Annotated in this window: 8 protein-coding genes; 2 read left to right on the top strand and 6 right to left on the bottom strand. The window is 64.1% G+C overall.

What is annotated here, in order from left to right:
• Nucleotides 1–50 precede the first annotated feature (50 nt).
• Complete coding sequence (locus tag AC0NID_RS17895) at nucleotides 51–641, top strand: transglycosylase SLT domain-containing protein (protein ID WP_473455190.1); 591 nt, start codon at nucleotides 51–53, stop codon at nucleotides 639–641.
• Between the two features lie 13 nt (nucleotides 642–654).
• Here AC0NID_RS17895 and AC0NID_RS17890 read toward each other — a convergent pair whose 3' ends face one another.
• From AC0NID_RS17890 to AC0NID_RS17865, 6 genes are all read right to left on the bottom strand, one after another.
• The gene (locus AC0NID_RS17890) at nucleotides 655–2895 is read right to left on the bottom strand and encodes a dipeptide ABC transporter ATP-binding protein (protein WP_473455191.1); all 2241 of its coding nucleotides are present in this window, start codon (nucleotides 2893–2895) and stop codon (nucleotides 655–657) included.
• 69 nt (nucleotides 2896–2964) lie between these two features.
• Entirely contained in the window at nucleotides 2965–4122 is a 1158-nt protein-coding gene (locus AC0NID_RS17885) for an ABC transporter permease (RefSeq protein ID WP_145719508.1), read from the bottom strand.
• Nucleotides 4123–4134: 12 nt separating this feature from the next.
• Nucleotides 4135–5169: an ABC transporter permease gene (locus AC0NID_RS17880; protein WP_473455192.1), complete on the bottom strand. Its 1035-nt coding sequence runs from the start codon at nucleotides 5167–5169 to the stop codon at nucleotides 4135–4137.
• A 166-nt stretch (nucleotides 5170–5335) separates the two neighbouring features.
• Complete coding sequence (locus AC0NID_RS17875; RefSeq protein WP_473455193.1) at nucleotides 5336–6988, bottom strand: ABC transporter substrate-binding protein; 1653 nt, start codon at nucleotides 6986–6988, stop codon at nucleotides 5336–5338.
• Nucleotides 6989–7260: 272 nt separating this feature from the next.
• Entirely contained in the window at nucleotides 7261–13311 is a 6051-nt protein-coding gene (locus AC0NID_RS17870) for a translocation/assembly module TamB domain-containing protein (protein ID WP_473455194.1), read from the bottom strand.
• Nucleotides 13311–15239 (bottom strand): autotransporter assembly complex protein TamA, encoded by a 1929-nt coding sequence (locus AC0NID_RS17865; protein WP_473455195.1) that lies wholly within the window; start codon nucleotides 15237–15239, stop codon nucleotides 13311–13313. Before AC0NID_RS17865 ends, AC0NID_RS17870 begins: the two co-directional genes overlap by 1 nt.
• Nucleotides 15240–15615: 376 nt before the next feature.
• Between AC0NID_RS17865 and AC0NID_RS17860 the strand changes: the two genes are divergently transcribed.
• Nucleotides 15616–21096, top strand: coding sequence for an alpha-2-macroglobulin family protein (locus AC0NID_RS17860; RefSeq protein WP_473455196.1), 5481 nt, complete (start codon nucleotides 15616–15618; stop codon nucleotides 21094–21096).
• Nucleotides 21097–21101 lie beyond the last annotated feature (5 nt).

Here is a 21101-nt window from a genome sequence, read left to right as displayed (position 1 = left end):
TAAGGAACGCCGCAAGATTCCTTTTATGTTTTCGACCTAATCCTCCTCCGATGGGTAGGTCGAGTTTTAGTAAAATTGTAGCCGTCAGCGTAGTGCTGGCGCTGTCGGCCTGCGCGACGCCGCCGAGCCATATCAACGATGTCTGCGCCGTCTTCGACCAGAATGACGGCTGGTTCGACAATTGGCAGGCGGCTGCCGAGCGCGCCGAGCAGAAATACGGCGTGCCGGTTCCCGTGCTGATGGCGACGGTGCGCAAGGAATCCGGCTTCAAGAGCAACGCCAGGCCGCCGCGCACCAAGCTACTCGGTTTCATTCCTTGGAAACGTGTCTCCAGCGCCACCGGCTTCTCGCAGGCGCTTGACGGCACCTGGGCGCAATATCAAAGCGAGACGGGCAGCTGGGCGGCGCGCCGCACCAGCTTTGCCGATGCCGTCGATTTCGTCGGCTGGTATCATTCCAGGACAGCCGACACGCTCGGCGTTGCCCGCAACGATACCTACAATCTCTATCTGGCCTATTACCTCGGCTGGACCGCCTACAAGCGCGGCGAGCGGGGCGATGCCGACGTGCAGCGCTATGCGCGGGCCACCGAGCAGATGGCTCGGGACTACGCCGCGCAGCTACGCCAGTGCGCGCCTTGATGGCGCCACGGATCTAGCCGTCCGTCAGCTTCGGCCTCTTGCCGCGCGGACGCTTTGGCGGAGCGCCGGCGAAGCCTGGGCCTACGCCCTGCGGCGCGTCGTCCGGCACCCCCTCATTGGCGGCGTGCTCCTTGTCGAATTTGATCACCGGCTCCATTTTCGCCAGCACGTCGTCGGCAAGCCAGCACAGGCTCATATGGCCATTGCCGAGATTCTTCACCGGCGGCACCTGCGTCTCGCAAAGATTGTCCGGCACCAGCTTCTTGTAACCGCACCGCGTCTGGAACGGACAGCCGGTTGGCGGGTTCATCGCCGACGGGATGTCGCCTTCCAGCACGATGTGCTTCTTGATCACTGATGTGTCGGCGATCGGGATCGCCGACAGCAGCGCCTCGGTGTAGGGATGATAGGGTGGCGAAAAGATCTGATCGGTCGTGCCCTGCTCGACGATGTAGCCAAGATACATGACGACGACGCGGTCGGCGATATAGCGCACCACCGACAGGTCATGGCTGATGAACAGCATCGTCGTCTTGTTCTTGCGCTGGATGTCCATCAAAAGTTCGGTCACCGCAGCCTGCACCGACACGTCGAGAGCCGAGACCGGCTCGTCGGCCACCACCACCTTGGCATCGCCGGCAAAGGCCCGCGCCACACCGATGCGCTGCTTCTGGCCGCCGGAAAGCTGGCGCGGTTTGCGGGTCTCGAACGCCCGGGGCAGCTTCACCAGGTCGAGAAGCTCAAGCATGCGCTTGCGGCGATCGGCGACGGTCTTGCCGACATTGAACTTTTCCAGCGTGCGGATGATCTGCGAGCCGACCGTGTGGCTGGGATTGAGCGTGTCGAACGGATTCTGGAACACCATCTGGATCGACGACACCGTGTCGACGCTGCGTTTCTCGACGCTGGTTGACTGGATCTGCGTGTTGCCGAGCGTCACATTGCCGGAGCTTGCCGTCTCCAGCCCAAGCAGCACCTTGGCCAGCGTCGACTTTCCGCAGCCGGACTCGCCGACGATGGCGACGGTCTCGGATTCCCGCGCCACGAAGGAGATCGTCTCGTTGGCCTTGACGACGCGGCCTCCGCTCGAGCCGAACACTTCGCTGCCGCCGACCTTGTAGTATTTTTTGAGGTCCTCGATCTTGAGCACCGGCGCGCCGGGCTCGACGCGCTCGTTGACCTTCTTGGCGCCGGGCGGCAGCGCTTCCCAGTCGATCTCGTTGAAGCGCACGCAACGCGAAAAATGGCCTTCATGGCCATCGACCGCGATCATAGGGATTTCGGCGGCGTTACAGACGCCCTCGACGAAATGATGGCAGCGGGGGCCGAAATTGCAGCCCTTCGGCCGCTCGTGCGGCAGCGGCAATTGCCCCGGTATGGAGATCAGCGGCCGCGAATTCTTGTCGGCACCAGGCAGCGGGATCGAGCGGAACAGGCCTTGTGTGTAAGGATGGCGCATCCGGTCGAAGACGTCCTTGATTTTGCCGGTCTCGACCGCTTCGCCCGAATACATCACAGTGATGCGGTCGCAGGTCTCCAGGATCAGGCCGAGATTGTGCGACACGAAGATCATCGAGGTGCCGAACTTCTCGCCGAGCCCCTTGACCAGGTCGACGATGCCGGCTTCCACCGTCACGTCGAGCGCCGTCGTCGGCTCGTCGAGCAGGAGCAGCGCCGGCTTCGACAGCAGCGCCATGGCGATGACGATACGCTGCTGCTGGCCACCCGAAAGCTGGTGCGGAAAGGAGCGCATCATGCGCTCTGGATCGGGCAGCCTGACCGAGCGCACCATTTCGAGCGCTCTCTTATAAGCCTCTTCCTTCGATACCTTGTCGTGGATCAGCGGCACTTCCATCAATTGCTGGCCGACCTTCATCGCCGGGTTCAGGCTGGCCATCGGCTCCTGGTAGATCATCGCGATCTTGTTGCCGCGGATGGAGCGGAGTTCCTCTTCGGACAATTCGCCCATGTCCTTGCCCTGGAACTTTATCCGGCCGCCAACGATCTTTCCGATGTTGGAGAGATCGCGCATGATGCCGAGCGACACGGTCGACTTGCCGCAACCGGATTCGCCGACGATGCCCATCGCTTCACCGGGCATGACCGTGCAGGAAAAGTCCATGACGGCCGGTATCTCGCCCTTGCGGGTAAAGAAGGAAATCGACAGGTTCTCGATCTCGATGATCGGCCCATCGGTAGGCCCATTGGTCGGCCCATTGGTCGGCTTGCCGGGATTTCGAACTGCCTCATTCATGGGTCGCTCCAATCCTTGTCTTTCAAGTAGGGTCGAAGACCCGTCCATCAATCTTTCATCGCCCGCTCATCAATCTTTCATCGACTGTTCACGCAGCGAGTCGGCCAGGAGATTAAGGCCCAGCACGAACGACATCAGCGCGATCGTCGGGGGCAGCGCGGGGTGGATGAAGGAACGCAGCAGGCGGCTGGCGTCCTTGATCGCGGTGCCCCAGTCCGGGCTTTCGGGCGCCAGCCCCAGGCCGAAATAACCGAGCGTGCCGAGCAGGATCGTGGTGTAGCCGATACGCAGGCAGGCGTCGACGATCAGCGGCCCCCGCGCATTGGGGAGGATCTCCCAAAGCATGATGTACCAGGGCGATTCACCGCGCGTCTGCGCCGCAGCAACATAGTCGCGCGTCTTGATGTCCATGACCAGGCCGCGCACGATGCGGAACACGCCGGGGCTGGAGGCGAACACCACTGCCACGAAGATGTTAAGCTGGTTGGGATCGATGTGGATGATCCTGAACGGGTCGGCATCGAAGACCAGGCCGGCATAGACCCAGCCGCCAATGATCAGCGTCAGTCCGAGGAGGATATAGAGGCGGTCGGGCCGTTTCTTGTAGCGCGTCCAGAACAGCACACTGAAGAAGACGATCGGGAACAGGAAGAACAGCCCGGCCATCGCATAGGGGATCGGCGTGTCCATGATGCCCGGCGTAACCAGCAAGTAGAACAGGAGGATCACCGGGAAGGCAAGCACCAGGTTGGCGAGGAAGGACAGCACAGTGTCGATCTTGCCGCCATAATAGCCGGCCGGCAGGCCGAGCGTGATGCCGACCATCAGCGCGAAACCGGTCGCCGCCGGCGCGATGATCAGCACGATCTGGCTGCCGTAGACCATGCGGCTGAACACGTCGCGGGCGAGCTTGTCGCCGCCGAAAAGATAGACAAGTCCCGATTGCGGCTCGACGGCGCCCGGTAGCGCATCCTTCATGATCGCCACCTGGGCAAGTGGATTGAAAGGCGCGATGGTCGACGCGAAGATCGCCGTAAACAGCCAGAACAGGCATATGCCGACGCCGGCGATGCCGACGGCGCTGTCGAAGAGCTGCCCGTAGAGGCCGAGCCTCTTCTTATAGGCGAAGCTTGCCCCCATCACCACGACGAGCGCGACCCAGACCGGCCAGAAACGCGCAAGCACGCCAAGCACCACATCGAAGGCGCCTATATATTCAAGCTGCATCCGCCCGATCCCCTATTGAACTCTGATACGCGGATTGAGAAACGCGTAGCCGACATCGGAAATGAGTTGCGTGATCAGGACGATGAACACCGAGACCAGCGAGCAGCCGAGCAAAAGATCGATGTCGTTGTTACCGGCCGCCTCGACCAACGTGTAGCCGAAGCCCTGATAGCGGAACATCACCTCGACGATGACGACGCCGGTGAGCAGCCAGGGAAATTGCAGCATGATGACGGTGAACGGCGCGATCAGGGCGTTGCGCAGCGCATGCTTGACCACGACGCTGCCGAAGGAAAGGCCCTTCAGCCGCGCGGTGCGGATATATTGCTGCGTCATCACCTCGACCATCGAGGCGCGGGTCATTCTTGCGATGTAGCCGATGCCGTAGATCGCCAGCGTCATCACCGGCAAGGTGAAGTTGTAGAAGGTGATGCCCCGGCTGGCCGAAGCCGCCGATCCGTTCAGCCAGCCGAGCCAGGAGGCGAAGATGACGGTGAAGATGACACCCGACACATATTCGGGCGTCGCCGTGGAGGCAATGGAGGCGACGGACAGCGTCCGATCGGTTCGCGTGCCCTCGCGCATGCCGGCGAGGATGCCGATCAGCAACGAGATCGGCACCATCACCACAAGCACCCAGAACATCAGGATGCCGGTGGCGCCAAGTGCTGGAAAGAGCTTCGACGCCACTGTGGTCTTGAACTTGGTCGAGCAGCCGAAGTCGCCTTGCAGGACGCCGGAGAATGTCGGCACGACTGGATCGTTGCAGAAGGAGAAACGCTTGGTAGGCGCCCCCGTCGCAGGGTCGATCACCGGCTGCTTGGGCACGATACCCAGCCATTGGCCGTAGCGGGAGAAGAAATTCTGGCGGTAGCCGTGGTTTACCAGCCAGCTTTCGAGTTGCTCGGCCGAGGTGTGCATTTCGGTCTGGCTGATCGCCAGCTTTTTCAGATTGGGATCGAGATTGATCAGGAAGAAGACGACCAACGTCAGGCACAGCATCGTCAATGCCATCGTGCCGAGCCGTCGAAGGATGAAGGAAAGCATGGCGGCCCCCTGCCGGCTGGGTTGGGGTCAGGTGCTGTCAACCCTTGATTTGTCGCATGAATCAGCTCGAAAAGTCAGCAGCCTTTTGCGCTGACCCAAATTTGCGGATCCTGTTCGAAACAGGAGGGAGGGACGAACGCCCTCCCTCCCCGTTTGCTTCGACCGGTCAGGCCTCGTCGAGCCAGATCTTGCCGTAATCGCGCTCGTATGTCGGGTGCATGGCGTAGTTCTTAACGGCAGCCACCGAGTGACTGTAGAGCTTACGCCAGTAGGGCTGGATGATGATGCCGGAATCCTGCAGGATCTGCTCGATCTCCTTCATCATCTCCTTGCGCTTGGCCGCGTCGGCGACCGAAAGCGCGGCGTTGAGCTTGGCGTCCCATTCGGGATTCGACCAGGCTGTTTCGTTCCAGGCCTCTCCTGTGCGGTAGCCGATCGCCAGAACCTGCACGCCGAGCGGCCGCATGTTCCAGTTGGTCATCGACAGCGGATACTTCGTCCAGTCGTTCCAGAATGTCGAACCCGGCAGCACCGTGCGCTTCACCTTGATGCCGGCGTCGCGCATCTGCGCGGCGATCGCGTCGCCGGTATTCTTGTGCCAGTCTTCGTCGACCGTGATCAGCTCGTGCTCGAAATCCGCCTGACCGGCTTCCTCCATCAGCGCCTTCGCCTTGGCCGGATCGCGGGCAATCTTCGGCAGCTCGTAATATTCCGGATGGATCGGGCAGACATGGTGGTTTTCGGCGACAGTGCCGGCATTGCCGTTGCCCAGCTGGAGCACGACAGCGTTGTCCACCGCGAGCTGCAGCGCATTGCGAACCTTTTGGTCCTCGTAGGGCTTGTTGGCCACATTGGTGCGGCAGACGATGGTTGCTGCGGTGACCACCTCGTACTTGACCAGGTCGACACCGTCGAGGATCGACACATAGTCGGCCGACGTCTCGAAATTGGTGTGGACCTCTCCCGATTCGAAGGCGCTGACCGTGGCCGCGGGATCCGTGCCGTAGTCGATGAACTCGATGCCGTCGAGGAAGACCTCGCCGTCCCACCACTTGTTGTCTTCACGGCGCTTGTAGACGACTTTCTGGCCGACATCGTAGGACACCAGTTCGAACGGGCCGGTGCCGATCGGGCAGGCTTTGAAGTCGCCGCCCTTTTCGTCGAAGGTCTTGTGGACGATGAGGCCGGGATAGTCGCACATGTTGGGAATGAGCGCGATATCAGGCGTGCCGAGCTTCAGCTTCACGGTCAAATCGTCGACCTTGGTCACCGCGCTTTCGTCCAGCTTGTCATCCTTGACAAGCGTGCCGAGGCGGCCCGGCATGGAATTGCCCTCGGCCTTCTTGTCGGCCCAGCGACGAATGTTGAAGATCACGTCCTCGGCGGTGAAGGGATCGCCGTTCGACCACGTCACGCCCTTGCGCACATGCAGCGTGTACTCGGTGGCATCGTCGTTGACGTCCCAGCTTTCGAGCAAATAGGGGCGGAACGTGTATTCGGTTGTGTACTTGACCAGCGGCTCGAGCGCCTGGCGCTCGGCATTGGCGATTTCCGACCAGTCGGCCTTGCGCGGATCCTTCGGATCCTTGATCCACATCGCGACTTTCAGTATGCCGCCCTTCTTGGCCTCCGCGTCCTGCGCTCTCGCCGGCGTCGGGTCGGCGAGGCCGAGCATTCCATAGGCCATTGCCGTGGACGCCCCGAAGACGCTGGCCAAGGCGAGAAACTCGCGGCGATCGACACGTCCGGCCCTGGCTTCCTCGGCCATTGCATGGATGTGATCCGGAACGCGATCGCCATTACTACTGTAGATAGTCATCATGAACTCCCATTGTTGGCTTTCTGCCTTTTACCATTCCGCATCCGGGCCATGATGTCAAAAACGGCACGGATTGGGAACATGCCAAGGAATGTGCAACTTTGGAAGGGAAGCAGTTCGCGTGATAACGACAGTCTTGGCGCAAAATTGCTACTGCCCGGCAGATTTCTTCGGAATCTCCAGCATCGATTAAACTGAGACATTCACCGATGTCTGCACAGCGCCAGCCGATCCCGAACATCATGCCAATGCGGTGCTGCCGGCGGCCGACTTTAATATTCGCGTTCATAGAAAACGCCGCCCTTGGCTTCGCCGGCATCGCTGGCCTCGCCGCGTAATTTGACGCCGCGTCCGACATTGAAATCGATCGCCGCCCTGCCCGAACCTGGCTTGTCGCCCTTCTGGATCGTCACATAGGTGCGGTCGTTCAGATATTTGCCCGCCGAGACGGCGGTACCGCCCTCATCGTCGGTGATCACGTCGAGATCGTCGACGCCGATCGCGCTGCGCAGGTTCTGAAGCAGCGAGGTCGAACCGCCGACGCCGGCCAATTGCCCGGCGGCCTCCGCAAGTTGCGCGATCTGCAGCGGCGACAGGTTCGACATCGAACGGCCGAAGATCAACTGCGCCAGAACCTCGTCCTCCGGCAGGGCCGGCACCGACGAGAAGGTGAATTTCGGATTGGTCGCCTCGCCCGACACCACGATGGTGACGGTAGCGCTGCTCGTCGTCGATGTCGCCGTGAGGTTGAGATAGGGCACCAGAGAGCCCGAAAAGCCGACCGTGCCTTCGGTGAAGGTCAGCCGCTTGCCGAGGATCGACAACCGTCCGCGCTGCAAGGTGAAGGTGCCGACCGCTTGCGGCGACGCGGCCGGGCCGGTCAGGCGCAGCGAACCGCCGAACTCGGCATCGAGGCCCCTGCCCTGGATGAAAATCTGGCTCGGCGCGTTGACCGTGACATCGAGGTTGAGGCCGCTGCCACCACTGCCGCCGCTCGCCGTCGCCGGGTGCAAGGCCTTGTCCTGCGCGCGCACGGCGCTCGGCGCGTTCTTGTGCTTGACGTCGAGCGCCGCCAGCGAGCCCGGCAGCTTTTCGGGAACGGTGATCACGGTCTTGGCCAGGTTGATCGTGCCCGAGATCACCGGCGCGGACGCGAGCGGCCCCTTGATGGTTAGATCGCCGCCGAGATTGGCGGTGACCACCCTGCCGTCGGTGTAGCGGCCATCGACGAGCTTGACCGACAGATCGGCCGGAAAACCTTTCGCCGGGTCGATGCCGACCGTGCCGCTGGCCGACAGGCTGCCGCGCGTCGACAGCGTGCCGGTCAGGCGATTGATCCTGGCGACGCCGCCGCCGATCGCGACGTCGGCGGCGATGTCGTTGATCGCAAGGCCCGAGCGTGCATCGACCAGACGGGCGCCTGATGTGCCGACCGTGCCTGAGATCACCGGCGACGTCGCCGGGCCGCGCACCTGCACATTGACATTGGCCGTGCCGCTCAACGACAGGCCTTGCGCGGCGAGTGTCCGGGTCAGGAAGGCGAACGGCACCTTGCCGGAAAAGTCGAGATCAAGGGTAGGCGCGCCTGATGTCGTCACCGCCCCGCCACCCTTGAGGTCAAGGCCGGCTCCGTCGCTTATGTCGGCGTCGAAGGCCAGTTTGTTGCCCGAATATGTGCCGGAGGACGAAACCCCCATGCCGCCGAAACCGGCGCCGCGGGTCTGCGACGTCTGGACGCCCGCGGCGTCTATGTTGAAGGCGACGGCCGGATTGGCCGGCGCGCCCGTCACCTTCACCGTGCCCGAGATCGAGCCGGCGGCATCGAGACCCGGCGAAAAACTGTTGGCGAGGGAGATCGGCACCCGGGCCAGCGCCGCATTGAGATTGAGCGCCTGCCCGACCTTGCCCGAAACCGTCGCCGTGCCGCCACCGAGATTGAGCGCGAGCCTCTCCAAGCTGGTCGTGCCGTTGGCGATGGTGATGGTCGACGCCTGGGCGATTGCCGCCTTGATGCCGCGCATGGTCGCCTCGCCGGAAGCGAGCTCGATCGTCGTCGTGCCGTTGGCGATCCTGACACGGCCGGCGGCCCTGGCCGGAATGTCCTTGACGGTGGCGCCGCCGGAAAAGCCGGTCCAGTCGCCGTCACGCTTGAGGTCGACGTCGATGCCGCGGATGACGGTACCGCCCGAGGTGACGCTATCGGCACGGATTTTTCCGGAGATCACCGGCGCGGCGAGGTAATTGGCGATCAGCGCGTCGATGGTGACCGTCTTCGCCGAGACGTCGCCGCGCGAGATCGAAGCGGTCGAAGCCTCGATGGTGACCTCAGGCGCGTTGCCGGTCTTCGAGAATCGAATAGTGCCGCGCACGTCGCCTTCCGCCTTTTCCAGCGCAAGAGCCGCGAGCGGCCCGATATCGGGCAGGTCGAGCGCCACGGTGCCTTCAGGCACAAAGGCCTCATCGAGCGCGAGGTCACCCGATATCCGGTTCTTGCCGAGCGACAGCAACAGTCCGTCGATGGCGCGCTTGCCGTCGGACGTCGCCAGCACTGCGCTGCCTTGCAGGGCTTGGCCCGCGACATTTCCGGTCAGTTGCACATTGGCCGCAGGGTTGGCGGTATCGGCCTTGCCGGTGGCGGTAAGCTTCAGTCCGGTGATCTCGCGTTCGGCCACCGAAAGCCGGTCGCTGTTCACCGTGAGTGACAGTTCGGGCGCGGTGCTGGGCCCTTGCGCGTTCAGCGCGAAAGCGACGGCGCCCTTGGCATCCCCGGACAGAAGCGAGATGTCGGTCAGCGCGCCCTTGATGTCGGCGGCGAGTTTGTTGTCGGCAAGGCTGGCTTGCCCGTCGGCGGTCAACGCGCCGGACACCAGCCTGATCGCGTTGGCGGTGACATTGCCGTTGGCGTCGCGCTTCAGTGCGGCACTGAGTTCCGTCCGCTCCGCCAGCACGCCGCGCGCTGCCGCCGGCAGCGCCGCGGAAGCCGCATCCGCCTTGAGGTTGAGATCGATCGCGCCGTCGGCCAGCGAGACCTTTCCGTTGAAGCCGCTGTTCAGCGCGTCGCCTGTCACCGACCCGCTGTCGATGACGAGGGTGTCGGTGGCAAGGCTGCCGGCAACCTTGGCGGTGATCTTTCCGGCGATCAGCGGCGCGATGGTCGGATTGTCCAAGCCGATCTTGTCTGCCGTCACCGTACCTGAAATCGGCCCCGTCCGGCTCCGCACGTCGAAGGCATCGGAATGCAGCGCAAGCGTGATGCCTTCCGCGTTGGCAAGTTTGGCGGCCGCCGATGGCAGCGTCACGGAGATATCGAGCTTCGGCTGCCTTCCCTGGCCTGTCGCCTTTACCGATAGCGCCTGCAGCTCGAGCTTGATCGGGCTTTCGCTGCTGCCAAGCGCCAGCGGCAGGCTCGGGCCGGTCGAGGCAAGGTCGAGCGTAAAATCGCTGGCGCCGTTAGGATTGATCGTGCCTGTCGCCTTGCCGGAAACCTTGTCGCCGGCAAGCGTCGCCTGGTCGATGGCAATGCCGACGGCGGACGAGAAACTGCCTGCCGCGTCGAGGTTGAGCGGCCCGAGTCCCGCCTGGCGGGTCTGGCTGGTCTCGGCGCCGATGAGCTGCGTGTTGAAACGAATGTGGGGGACAGCCGACGGTCCCGTCACTTGCGCCGTCCCGCCGAGCGTGCCCGCGGCGTCGAGGCCAGGCGAAAAATCATTGGCAAGGGCGGCAGGCAACGCGGAAAACTCTGCCGCGAGGTCGAGCGTCTGGCCGGCGGTGCCGGACAGGGACACCGATCCGCCGCCGACATCGAGCACCAGTCTGTCGATGCTGGTCGCGCCATTGGCGATGCTCAAGGTGGATGGCTGCGCGATCGCCGCCTTGATGCCGCGGACCGTCGCTTCGCCCGAAGCGATCTCGACGCTTGTCGTGCCGTCGGCGATCTTCACCCGGCCTGCAGCCGTCGCCGGAATACCGGCGACGGTGGCGCCGCCGGCAAACCCGGTCCAGTCGCCGTCGCGCTTCAAATCGACGCCGATGCCGCTGATCACGGTGGTCCCCGATGTGACGTTATCGGCCTTAATCGTGCCGGAGATCGCCGGGCCTTTGAAATAGTTGGCGACCAGCGCATTGACGGCGATGGTCTTCGCCGCCAGATCGCCGCGCGAAATCGAGGCGCTCGTCATGTCGATGGCGACCGCCGGGGCGCCACCATCGTTCGAGAGGCGAATGCTGCCTTGCACGTCGCCTGCCGCCGTCTGCCCGGCAAGCGCGGCCAGCGGGCCGATGTCCGGCGCTTCGAGCGTCAACGTGCCGAGCGGCAGCAAGCTGTCGTCGAGAACGAGGTCGCCCGAGACCTTGTTGTCGGCGAGCGACAGGCTGAGCCCGTTGAGGGAACGCTTTCCGTCGCTTGTGACCAATGATGCCCGGAGATCGAGCGGTTGATCGTTCACGGACCCGGTCAGTGAGACATCGGCGGCCGGATTGGCGATGTCGGCCTTGCCGGTCGCCGACAGCTTGATCTGCTTTACCGTGCGTCCCGACGCCGTCAGGCTGTCGCTGTCGGCCGAGACCGAGAAATCCGGCGCCGTGCGCGCGCCGCTCGCCGACAGCGCGAAATCGACGGCCCCGCCGACCGGCACGCCAACCATGGGCGACAGCACCGAAACGTCGCCGAGCGTGCCCTTGATGTCGGCCTGGATGTCGGTGCCCGTCGCGCTGGCGGTGCCGCTGGCGCTGAGCGAGCCGGAAGTGAATTGCAGCGCATTGGCGGCAAATGAGCCTTGCGGATCGCGCGTCGCGGTAGCCGAAAATGTCACGCGCTCACCGAGCACCGGGCGGATCTGCGGCGGCAGCGCCGTCGACACGGCATCGGCGTTCATCTTGAGCGTCATCGCCAGATCGGCCAGCGTCACCTTGGCCGTCACCGAGGCATTGAGCGCGTCGCTGCGCAGCGTGCCTTGATCGAGGACAATCTCGTCCTTGCCGACCGATCCGGCGAGATCAGCGGTCACCCTGCCGGTCACCAGCGGCGCCAGTGTCGCCACGTCGGTGTTCAGGCCGCCGGCCGTAACCTTGATGGTCACTGGTCCGCTGCGGTCCTGGATGTCGAAGCCGTCGGAATGGATTTCAGCCGCCAGATCGTCCAGCCGCGTGCCGCCTGCCACCACCGAGACCAGGGATGCGCCGATGTCGACGATCGGCGCCTTGCCGCCGCCGAACGCACGGGCCGTGGCGCCTGTGACCGCGACGGTGACCGGCTGCGCCGCAGTGCCGAGGCTGAGCACGATCGGCGGGCCTTTGGCGGCGAGCTCCACCGAAAGGTCGCTGGCGCCGTTGGGATCTACAATACCGGCGGCGGTGCCATGCACGGCATCGCTGTCGATGCTGGCGCGCTCGACATCGACGCCGCCCGCGTCGATCGCGGTTCCGGCGAGGTCGAAGCTGGTCTTGCCCGCAAACAAGGGCTTCAGATTGTCGGGCATGAAGCGCTGGAAGTCGCCATCGCCCTTGGCCTCTATCATGCTGCCCTTGTCGGTGAGCTGATGACGGCCGGTGAGCTGGGTGACGATCTGGCCGTCGACGACGAAGGTGCCGATGCCGCTCCAGTTGGCGACCGGCCCCGAGCCGGTGACGACGATGTCGACCGGCGGCGCATCCGGCAAATTGAGCAGATTGGCGATGATGCCGCCGGCCGGCTCGGATGCCTTCAGATCGAGATCGAGCTTGTTGTCGGCAGGCGCGAAATGGATGTTGGCGTCGACCTTGCCTTGCTTGCCGTCGTGGCGGGTGATGTTGAGGCTGGTTTCGAGCGCCAATGGCGCCGCGTCGGCCTTGAACGAGCCCTTGGCTGCGAGTTCGGCGATGCCGCTGCCGGCCAGCGCCTGCCCGAGCGCGATTTCGGGCAGGTCTATCTGCTTGATGTCGAGCGACACCGGCAGCGTGGTGGCGCCACCTTCGCTCGGCTGCGTGCCGGCCACCGGCAGCCGCGCCAGTTCGATGCGATCGGCGGCGATGCGGCCGGCGCTGAAGTTTTTCGACAGAAGCGCCAGCGGCGACCAGTCGACGGCCACCTTGCGGGCCACCAACCAGGCGCCCTGGCGATCTTCCAGCACCACATGGTCGAGCCTCAGCGCGCCGGACCAGATGCCGTCGATGCCGCTGACCGTGACCTTCTGGTCATCGGTCGAAGCCATGGTCGAGATGATGCCGGCGAGATTGTCGCGGCCGTGCTCGGTCTTGGTCAGCACGACGAGCGCGCCGACCACCGCCGCCACCGCGATGAGCAGCGTGTAAAGGACAATGCGGAGGATGCGCTTGAACATTGTCATCAGAACGCCTGGCCGATACCGGCATAGATTCCGAAATGCGGGTCACCGGGACCGCGATTGAGCGGCACCGCCGCATCGACGCGCAGCGGCCCGAACGGCGTAATATAGCGCAGGCCGACGCCAGCGCCGACCTTCATGTCGGAAAAATCCGGGAATTCCTTTGTCGAGACCGTGCCGGCGTCAACGAATGGCACGACGCCGATCGTGTCGGTGACGGCGATGCGCATCTCGACCGATGTCTCGAACAAGGAGAGCCCGCCGATCGGTTGATCGTCGATGTCCTTCGGACCGATGCCCTGATAGGCGTAGCCGCGCACCGAACCGCCGCCGCCGGCATAGAAGCGCCGGTCGGCAGGAACGTCCTGAAGGCCGGCCCCAACGATCGAGCCGATGGCGACGCGTTCGGCCAAAACGAACTTCGAAGCCGAGTCGAGCGACTGATAGGCCGATCCCTCGCCCCTCAGCTTGACGAATGCCGCGCCACTCAAAATGTCGTAGCTCGGCTCGACGTAGGCCAGCACCCTGAAGCCCTTCGTCGGGTTCAGCCGGTTGTCGCGGTTGTCGTAGACATATTGCAGCGGAACGCTGGCGATCAGATAGGTGTGCTTGCCGAAGGAATCCTCGATCTTCGAATAGTCGAGCGCGACTTCCGCGGAAACCGTCTGCTGCTTGTCGAGTTCATAGGACAGGCCGGTGTTTCCCTTGACCGAGAAATGGTCGTAGGCGTCGGGATGCTCTAACACGGTCTTGACGCCGGCGAAGAATTTCGAAGCCGGCCCGACCACGCCAGGCTTTTCGAACATGATGCCGGCATTGTAGTTGAGCTCGGTCAGCTCGTTGCTGCCGATGCCGCTGATCTTGCCCTCGATGCGCAGCTTTTCGGCACGGCCGAACAGATTGCGGTGGCCCCAATAGCCTTCGAGGCCCAGCCCCTCGGTGTTGGAGAAGGTGCCGCCAAGACCAAAATAGCGCGGCTTGCGCTCGCTCACCTCGACGCCGATCGGGATGTTGCCGTCGGCGTCGAGACTGTCCGCCTCCTTCAGAGTCACGCTGTTGAAAACTTCCAGCCCGAGCAGCCGGTCGCGCGCGTCGTCGATCTCCTCCGGTGAATATTGGCGGCCGCGCTTCAGGCCGGTCATGTATTCGGTAAAATCGCGGTCCACCTTCTCGGTGCCCTCGACGGTGGTCTCGCCGTAGCCAGCAACCGGTCCGGCCGCCACCGTCAGCGTCACGTCGAGCGTAGCGGTTGCGTGGTCGGCGACGATCTCGCGGTCCGTCACCTTGGCCAGCGGCCTGCCCTCTTCCTTGAGCGCCCGCACGATCGACGCCTCGGCTTTGAGCACAGCGCCGGAAGCGGCATCGCCGCCGGCGATCAGGCCGAAATCGGCGCTCGCCAGCCCCGCCGCATCACCCTCCAGCCTGATGTCTCCAAGCGTGAATTTCGGCCCGGTCGCAACGCCGATCACCACCGGGATCGGCTGCGGACCCGAAAATTCAGCATCGGGCGGCAGCTCGTCGAGCGGCTTGCCTTCGATGGTGATGGTGACGACACCCTCATAGCGGGCGTCCGCGTAGAGCGCGGCTATAAGCTGGTCGCGGTCGCCGCGCGCCTTGGCCAGCAGGCCGAGCGAGCCAGAGACCGGACGGCTTTCATCGGCCTTCAGCGTCGAGGCGTTTTCGAGTTTCTTGACGAGATCCTCGTCGGCATCGGGCGCCTCGATCGTCACGGAATATCGCAGCGGATCGACGATATCGGCGTCTTCGTCCTCCGACGATCCCCACAGCTTGATGCCGAAAATCTCGAAAGCGGCCACATTTCCGGTATCGGCAACCAATGCAGTCGAGCATAGCAAAGCCAAAAGCAGGGCGTGCGAAAACACACGCCGTGGCGCGGTTCCTCCCGACATCTGCCTTTCATACGCCAACATTACAACTCTACCCTAGCTCCCAAAGCTAAAATTGGAATGAACTTCTGAATTGCTCGTAAAGGAGCCACAATCCAATTGTCTGAAATGGACAGGGCTTGGAATTCACAACCTTCTGCATCGCCGCAAGAAAGCGTGATCCCTGTCCTATGGAGGTACTACCGGTCATCGGCCGGAAAGGGAACCGTTGGTAGGCGGAACCTGCCGCGTCGTCGTGTTGACAAGCTGGACTGAAGCTTGAACATGTTTGGACGTTAGAGCGACGTGCGTCCGTTCGGACGCACAAAGTACGCTCTAGGACTTTGAAGTGACGCATCGTGCTTTCCGAAAATCGATTCCGATTTTCGGGCCGATGCGTAAGCAGTGTCGGGAGGGTGTTATGGCAATGCGCGCGGCTCGTGGTCTGTCGGTCCTTTTGCTCCTCTTTTTCGCCCTGGGCAGTGCCGCGCAAGCGGCCGAAGCGCGCCGGGTGGTGACATCGGACAATTCCGATTATTTCGGTTTCGATCTCAGATCCGACCAGAACGTCAGCCTCGACCAGTGCAAGACGACATGTCTCGGCGATCCCGCCTGCCGCGCCTTCACCTACAATCCCAAGGCCAAGTGGTGTTTTCTCAAATCCGACTATAATGCGCTGAAACCCTTCAACGGCGCCGTCGCCGGCAAGATCGTCAACATCGATGGCGACCCCGATATCGGCGCGCCGCCGGAGCTCGCCTTCTTCCCCGCCTGGATGGCCGACCAGGCCCAGCAATACCGCAATAGGCTCGCGGATCCGGCCTACACCAAGCCCACCGAAGGACTGACCGCGCTGAGGCAAGCGGCCGAACAGGCGTCGCAGACGGGCGACCACCGCTCGGCTATGCAGAAGTACGAGGCCTTGGTTTCGGTATCGCCCGACGACGGCCAGCTCTGGTTCGAACTCGCGCGGGAAACACTCGCCGTGCAGCCGGCCGCCAACAGCGCCGAGGCCTCGACCCTGCCGGCAAACGCCACCTCCGCCGGCTTCAACGCTTACAAATTGCTGCGCACCACCAGGACGCGCGCCGACGCGCTGGCGCTGCTCGGCGCCGCGCTCGATCGCCGCGACCTCTCCCGGCTCGCCCTGCAGGCTTACGAAGCGAGCCTCGCGCTGGTCAATTCACCGGCAGTCAAGGCCGACTATGAAGATTTGAAGGCGCGCAAGGGTTTCCGCGTGGTCGAACACACGGTCGAAGCCGACACCAGCGCACCGCGCATCTGCGCGCAGTTTTCCGAGGATCTGGTCAAGACCGGCGTCGACTATTCGCAATTCGTCACCGTCGACAACGCCGCCCCCAAGGGTGTCGAGGCCAAGGACAGGCAGATCTGCGTCGAAGGGCTCGAGCACGGCCAGCATTACGACGTGACCTTCCGTCCCGGCCTGCCGGCCGCCATCGGCGAGGTGATCACCGCCCCGGTGGTGCTGTCGATCTATGTGCAGGACCGCGCCCCGTCAGCCCGTTTCACCGGCGACAGCTTCGTGCTGCCTGCCGGCGCGCGCCGTGGCATCCCGGTCGTCACCGTCAACATGAACGCCGCCGAAATGAAGCTCTACCGCATCGGCGACCGCTCGTTGACCCAGCTTCTGTCCGGCTACCAGTTCCTGCGCCAGCTTGACGGCTACGACATCTCCAACATTACCGATCAGATGGGCGAGCCGGTCTGGGAAGGCCAGCTCGACATCGCCAACGCCCTCAACAAGGAAGTCACCACCTCCTTCCCGGTCGACGAAGCCCTGCCGCAGCGCAAACCCGGCGTCTATGTGCTGACAGCGCAACCGGTCGACGAGAATGGCGACGACTATGATTCGCGCGCCACGCAATGGTTCGTCGTCTCCGACATCGGCCTGTCGACCTATACCGGACAGGATGGGCTGAACGTCTTTGCCCGTTCGCTCGGAACCGCCAAGCCGATCGCCGGTGCTGAACTGACGCTGCTCGCCAGGAACAATGAAATCCTCGGCACCGCGACATCGGATGCGGAAGGCCACGCCGTCTTCAACCCCGGCCTGACGCGCGGCGAAGGCAGCATGGTGCCGGCCGTTCTGATGGCCAAGCAGGGCGACAGCGACTTCGTCTTCCTCGACATGGGTCGCGCCGGCTTCGACTTGTCCGACCGCGGCGTCACCGGGCGTTCGGCCCCGGGCTCGCTCGACGTCTATGCCTGGACCGAACGCGGCATCTACCGCGCCGGCGAGGACGTCCATGTCGCAGCCCTTGCCCGCGACGGCGCCGCCAAGGCGGTCGAGAACCTGCCGCTGACCTTCATCTTCACGCGCCCCGACGGCGTCGAGAACCGCCGCATCGTCAGCGACGGCGCATCGGCCGGCGGCCATGCCGTCGACCTGCCGCTCGAATCCAACGCCATGCGCGGCACCTGGACGGTGGCGATCCACACCGACCCCAAGCAGGCGGCGGTCGCCAGCCAGATGTTCCTGGTCGAAGATTTCGTGCCGGATCGCATCGAGTTCGACCTCGCCTCCGACAAGCAGGAGATCGCAGAGGGCGAAGCCGCCAACGTCACCGTCGACGGCCGCTTCCTTTATGGCGCGCCGGCCGCCGGGCTGGCGCTCGAAGGCGAGCTGACGCTGTCGACCACCCGCGACTGGGACCGTTTCAAGGGCTATTCCTTCGGCCTCGCCGACGAGCAGTCGGCGGAACCGTCGGTCACGCCGTTCGCCGGCCTGCCGGTGGTCGGCGAGGACGGCAAGGCAACCTTCCCGGTTTCCGTCGACCAATTGCCTTCGACCACCAAGCTCGTCGATGCCAAGGTTACGATCAGGATGCGCGAGACCGGCGGCCGCGCCGTCGAGCGCTCGCTCAACATCAGCATCCGGCCGCAGGGCCACATGATCGGCATCCGCCCGGATTTCGACGGTGACGAGGTGCCGCAAGGCGGCACGGCGAAGTTCAGCCTGATCGCCGTCGACCCCGACGGCAACCGCGAGGCGCTGCAGGGCGCGCAATGGTCGCTGGTCAAGGTCGAACGCAATTACCAATGGTACCGCTCGAGCAATTCCTGGAACTATGAGCCGGTCACTTTCACCAAATCCGTGGCCAACGGACAGGTCGACATGACCGCCGACGGCGAAGCCACCGTCTCGTTACCGGTCGACTGGGGCCGCTACCGGCTCGAGATCGAGACATCGGATCCGGAAGGCCCGGCAACCAGCTACGAGTTCGACGCCGGCTGGTATGTCAGCTCCACCACCACCGAAACACCTGACGGCCTCGAGATTGCCCTCGACAAGGACACTTATGCGGCAGGCGAAGTGGCCAAGCTCAAAGTGTCGCCGCATTTTGCCGGCGAGTTGCTCGTCACCATCGGCGCCGACAAGCTCTTGACGACCCTCACCGCCAGCGTGCCGGCCGGCGGCAGCACCATCGACATCCCGGTCGCGGGCGATTGGGGCGCCGGCGCCTATGTCACGGCAACGCTGTTCAGGCCGGGTGATGCGCAGGAAACGCGCATGCCGGCGCGGGCCATCGGCGTCAAATGGCTGAAGGTCGACCCGGGTTCGAAGAAGCTCGCCGTCGCCTTGACGCCGCCGGACAAGACCATGCCGCGCCAGCAGCTGTCGATCCCTGTCTCGGTGGCCGGCGTACAGCCGAGCGCCAACGCCTATGTCATGGTCGCGGCCGTCGATGTCGGCATCCTCAACCTCACCAACTACAAGGTGCCGGATCCGGAGACCTGGTTCTTCGGCCAGCGCATGCTCGGCCTTGAAGTGCGCGACCTCTACGGCCGCCTGATCGACGGCTCGCTGGGCACGACCGGCAAGCTGCGCACCGGCGGCGACGGCGCCAACATACAGTCGCAAGGCAACCCGCCGACCGAAAGACTGGTCGCCTTCTTCTCCGGTCCGGTCCAGCTCGACGCCGACGGCAAGGCGCGGATCGACTTCGACATCCCGCAGTTCAACGGCACCGTGCGCGTCATGGCCGTCGCCTGGACCAGGGACGCCGTCGGCCATGCCCAGTCCGACGTGATCGTGCGCGATCCGGTGGTGATCACCGCCGGCCTGCCGCGCTTCCTGGCGCCCGGCGATTCGGCCGTCATGCGGCTCGACGTCAGCGACACGGACGGTCCGGACGGCGACTATGCATTGTCGATAGACACCACCGGCGATCTTTCGACCGGCAGTGCCGCCCTGCCCGAAAAGCTGACGCTCGCCAAGGGCAAGCGGCAGACGCTGACCGTGCCGCTGATGGCCGAGGCGCCGGGCAACGCCTCGATCACCATCAAGCTCGCCCATGCCGACGGCACCGCCGTCGAGCAGACGCTCCATGTTCCGGTGCGCCCGGCGCAATTGCCGGTAACCACCCGCATGGTCGTCGACCTCAAGGGCAATGGCGGCTCGCTGCGCGTCGACAAGGAGCTGCTGGCGGCAAGCCTGCTCGACGGCGCTTCGGTCAGCGTCGGCGTTTCACAGGCGGCGGCCTTCGACGTGCCGTCGCTCCTGATGACGCTCGACCGTTATCCCTATGGCTGCGCCGAACAGACCACCAGCCGCGCCATGCCGCTCCTCTATGTCAACGACATGGCGTCGGGCATCGGCATGGCTAGCGATCCCGACCTGCACGGCCGCATCCAGGACGCCATCTACAAAGTGCTGAGCTATCAGGCGTCGGTCGGCAGTTTCGGCCTGTGGGGTCCGGGCTCCGGCGATTTGTGGCTCGACGCCTACGTCACCGATTTCCTGACCCGGGCGCGCGAGCAGAAATACGACGTGCCGGCACAGGCGATGAACCAGGCGCTGAGCAATCTGCAGAACTCGATCGGCTACGATCAGGACGTCCAGGATCGCGGCAGCGAGATCGCATATGCGCTCTATGTGCTGGCCCGCAACAAGAAGGCCTCGATCGGCGATCTGCGCTACTATGCCGACACCCAGCTCGAAGCCTTTACGAGTCCGATGGCCGTCGCCCAGTTGGCGGCGGGCCTGGCGCTTTACGGTGACACGCAGCGCTCGGAAGCCACCTTCCAGGCCGCCCTGCAACTGGCCCAGTCGACCTCCGCATACGACTACTACAGGTCCGACTATGGCTCGCCGCTGCGTGACGGGGCGGCGATGCTGGCGCTGGCTGCGGAATCGAAGCCGGTGCCGACGGTCGTGCCGGCGCTGATCAAGCTGGTAACGAAGGAACGCGCCGCCGTCCGATGGACCAGCACGCAGGACGAGTCCTGGATGCTGCTGGCGGCCCGCGCGCTGAAGGCCGGCAATGCTGCGATCGCGCTGACCATCAATGGCGCGCCGCATGCTGGCGCCTATTCGGACCAGATCGCCGGCAGCGACCTGGCCGGCAGCCCGCTGACCGTCGCCAACACCGGCAGCAACCCGCTGCAGGCAGTTGTCACCACCGTGGCCTCGCCGATCCAGCCTCTGCCGGCCAGCGGCAACGGCTTCACCATCGGCCGCACCTACTACAAGCTCGACGGCACCGAAGCCAACGTCACGGAGGCGACCCAGAACGGACGCTATGTCGTCGTGCTCAATGTCTACGAGCAGAACAAATGGCCTTCGCGGCTGGTGGTCACCGATTTGCTGCCGGCCGGCTTCGAGATCGACAATCCGGGCCTGGTTTCCAGCGCCCAGTTGTCGAACTTCTCCTGGCTGGCCCAGACCGACGCCGCCCATCTCGAATTCCGCGACGACCGTTTCGTCGCGGCCTTCAATCCCAACGATGGCGACGGTGACCGCAACATCACGCTCGCCTATGTCGTGCGCGCGGTGACGCCAGGCAGCTATGCCCATCCCGCGGCAACGGTGGAGGACATGTACCGGCCGCAATATTCGGCCCGCACCGCGACTGGGATGATGGAGGTCAAGGCGCCGTAACCATG

The sequence above is a fragment of the Mesorhizobium sp. WSM4821 genome (genome assembly GCF_055901555.1).
Note: the sequence above shows the minus strand (reverse complement) of the source record. Positions and strands in the feature narration are given on the sequence as shown.

Bases quoted from the DNA above. Each gene is read 5' to 3' on its own strand.
- AC0NID_RS17895 (WP_473455190.1), top strand. From the start codon at position 51: ATGGGTAGGTCGAGTTTTAGTAAAATTGTAGCCGTCAGCGTAGTGCTG.
- AC0NID_RS17890 (WP_473455191.1), bottom strand. From the start codon at position 2,895: ATGAATGAGGCAGTTCGAAATCCCGGCAAGCCGACCAATGGGCCGACC.
- AC0NID_RS17885 (WP_145719508.1), bottom strand. From the start codon at position 4,122: ATGCAGCTTGAATATATAGGCGCCTTCGATGTGGTGCTTGGCGTGCTT.
- AC0NID_RS17880 (WP_473455192.1), bottom strand. From the start codon at position 5,169: ATGCTTTCCTTCATCCTTCGACGGCTCGGCACGATGGCATTGACGATG.
- AC0NID_RS17875 (WP_473455193.1), bottom strand. From the start codon at position 6,988: ATGACTATCTACAGTAGTAATGGCGATCGCGTTCCGGATCACATCCAT.
- AC0NID_RS17870 (WP_473455194.1), bottom strand. From the start codon at position 13,311: ATGACAATGTTCAAGCGCATCCTCCGCATTGTCCTTTACACGCTGCTC.
- AC0NID_RS17865 (WP_473455195.1), bottom strand. From the start codon at position 15,239: ATGTTGGCGTATGAAAGGCAGATGTCGGGAGGAACCGCGCCACGGCGT.
- AC0NID_RS17860 (WP_473455196.1), top strand. From the start codon at position 15,616: ATGGCAATGCGCGCGGCTCGTGGTCTGTCGGTCCTTTTGCTCCTCTTT.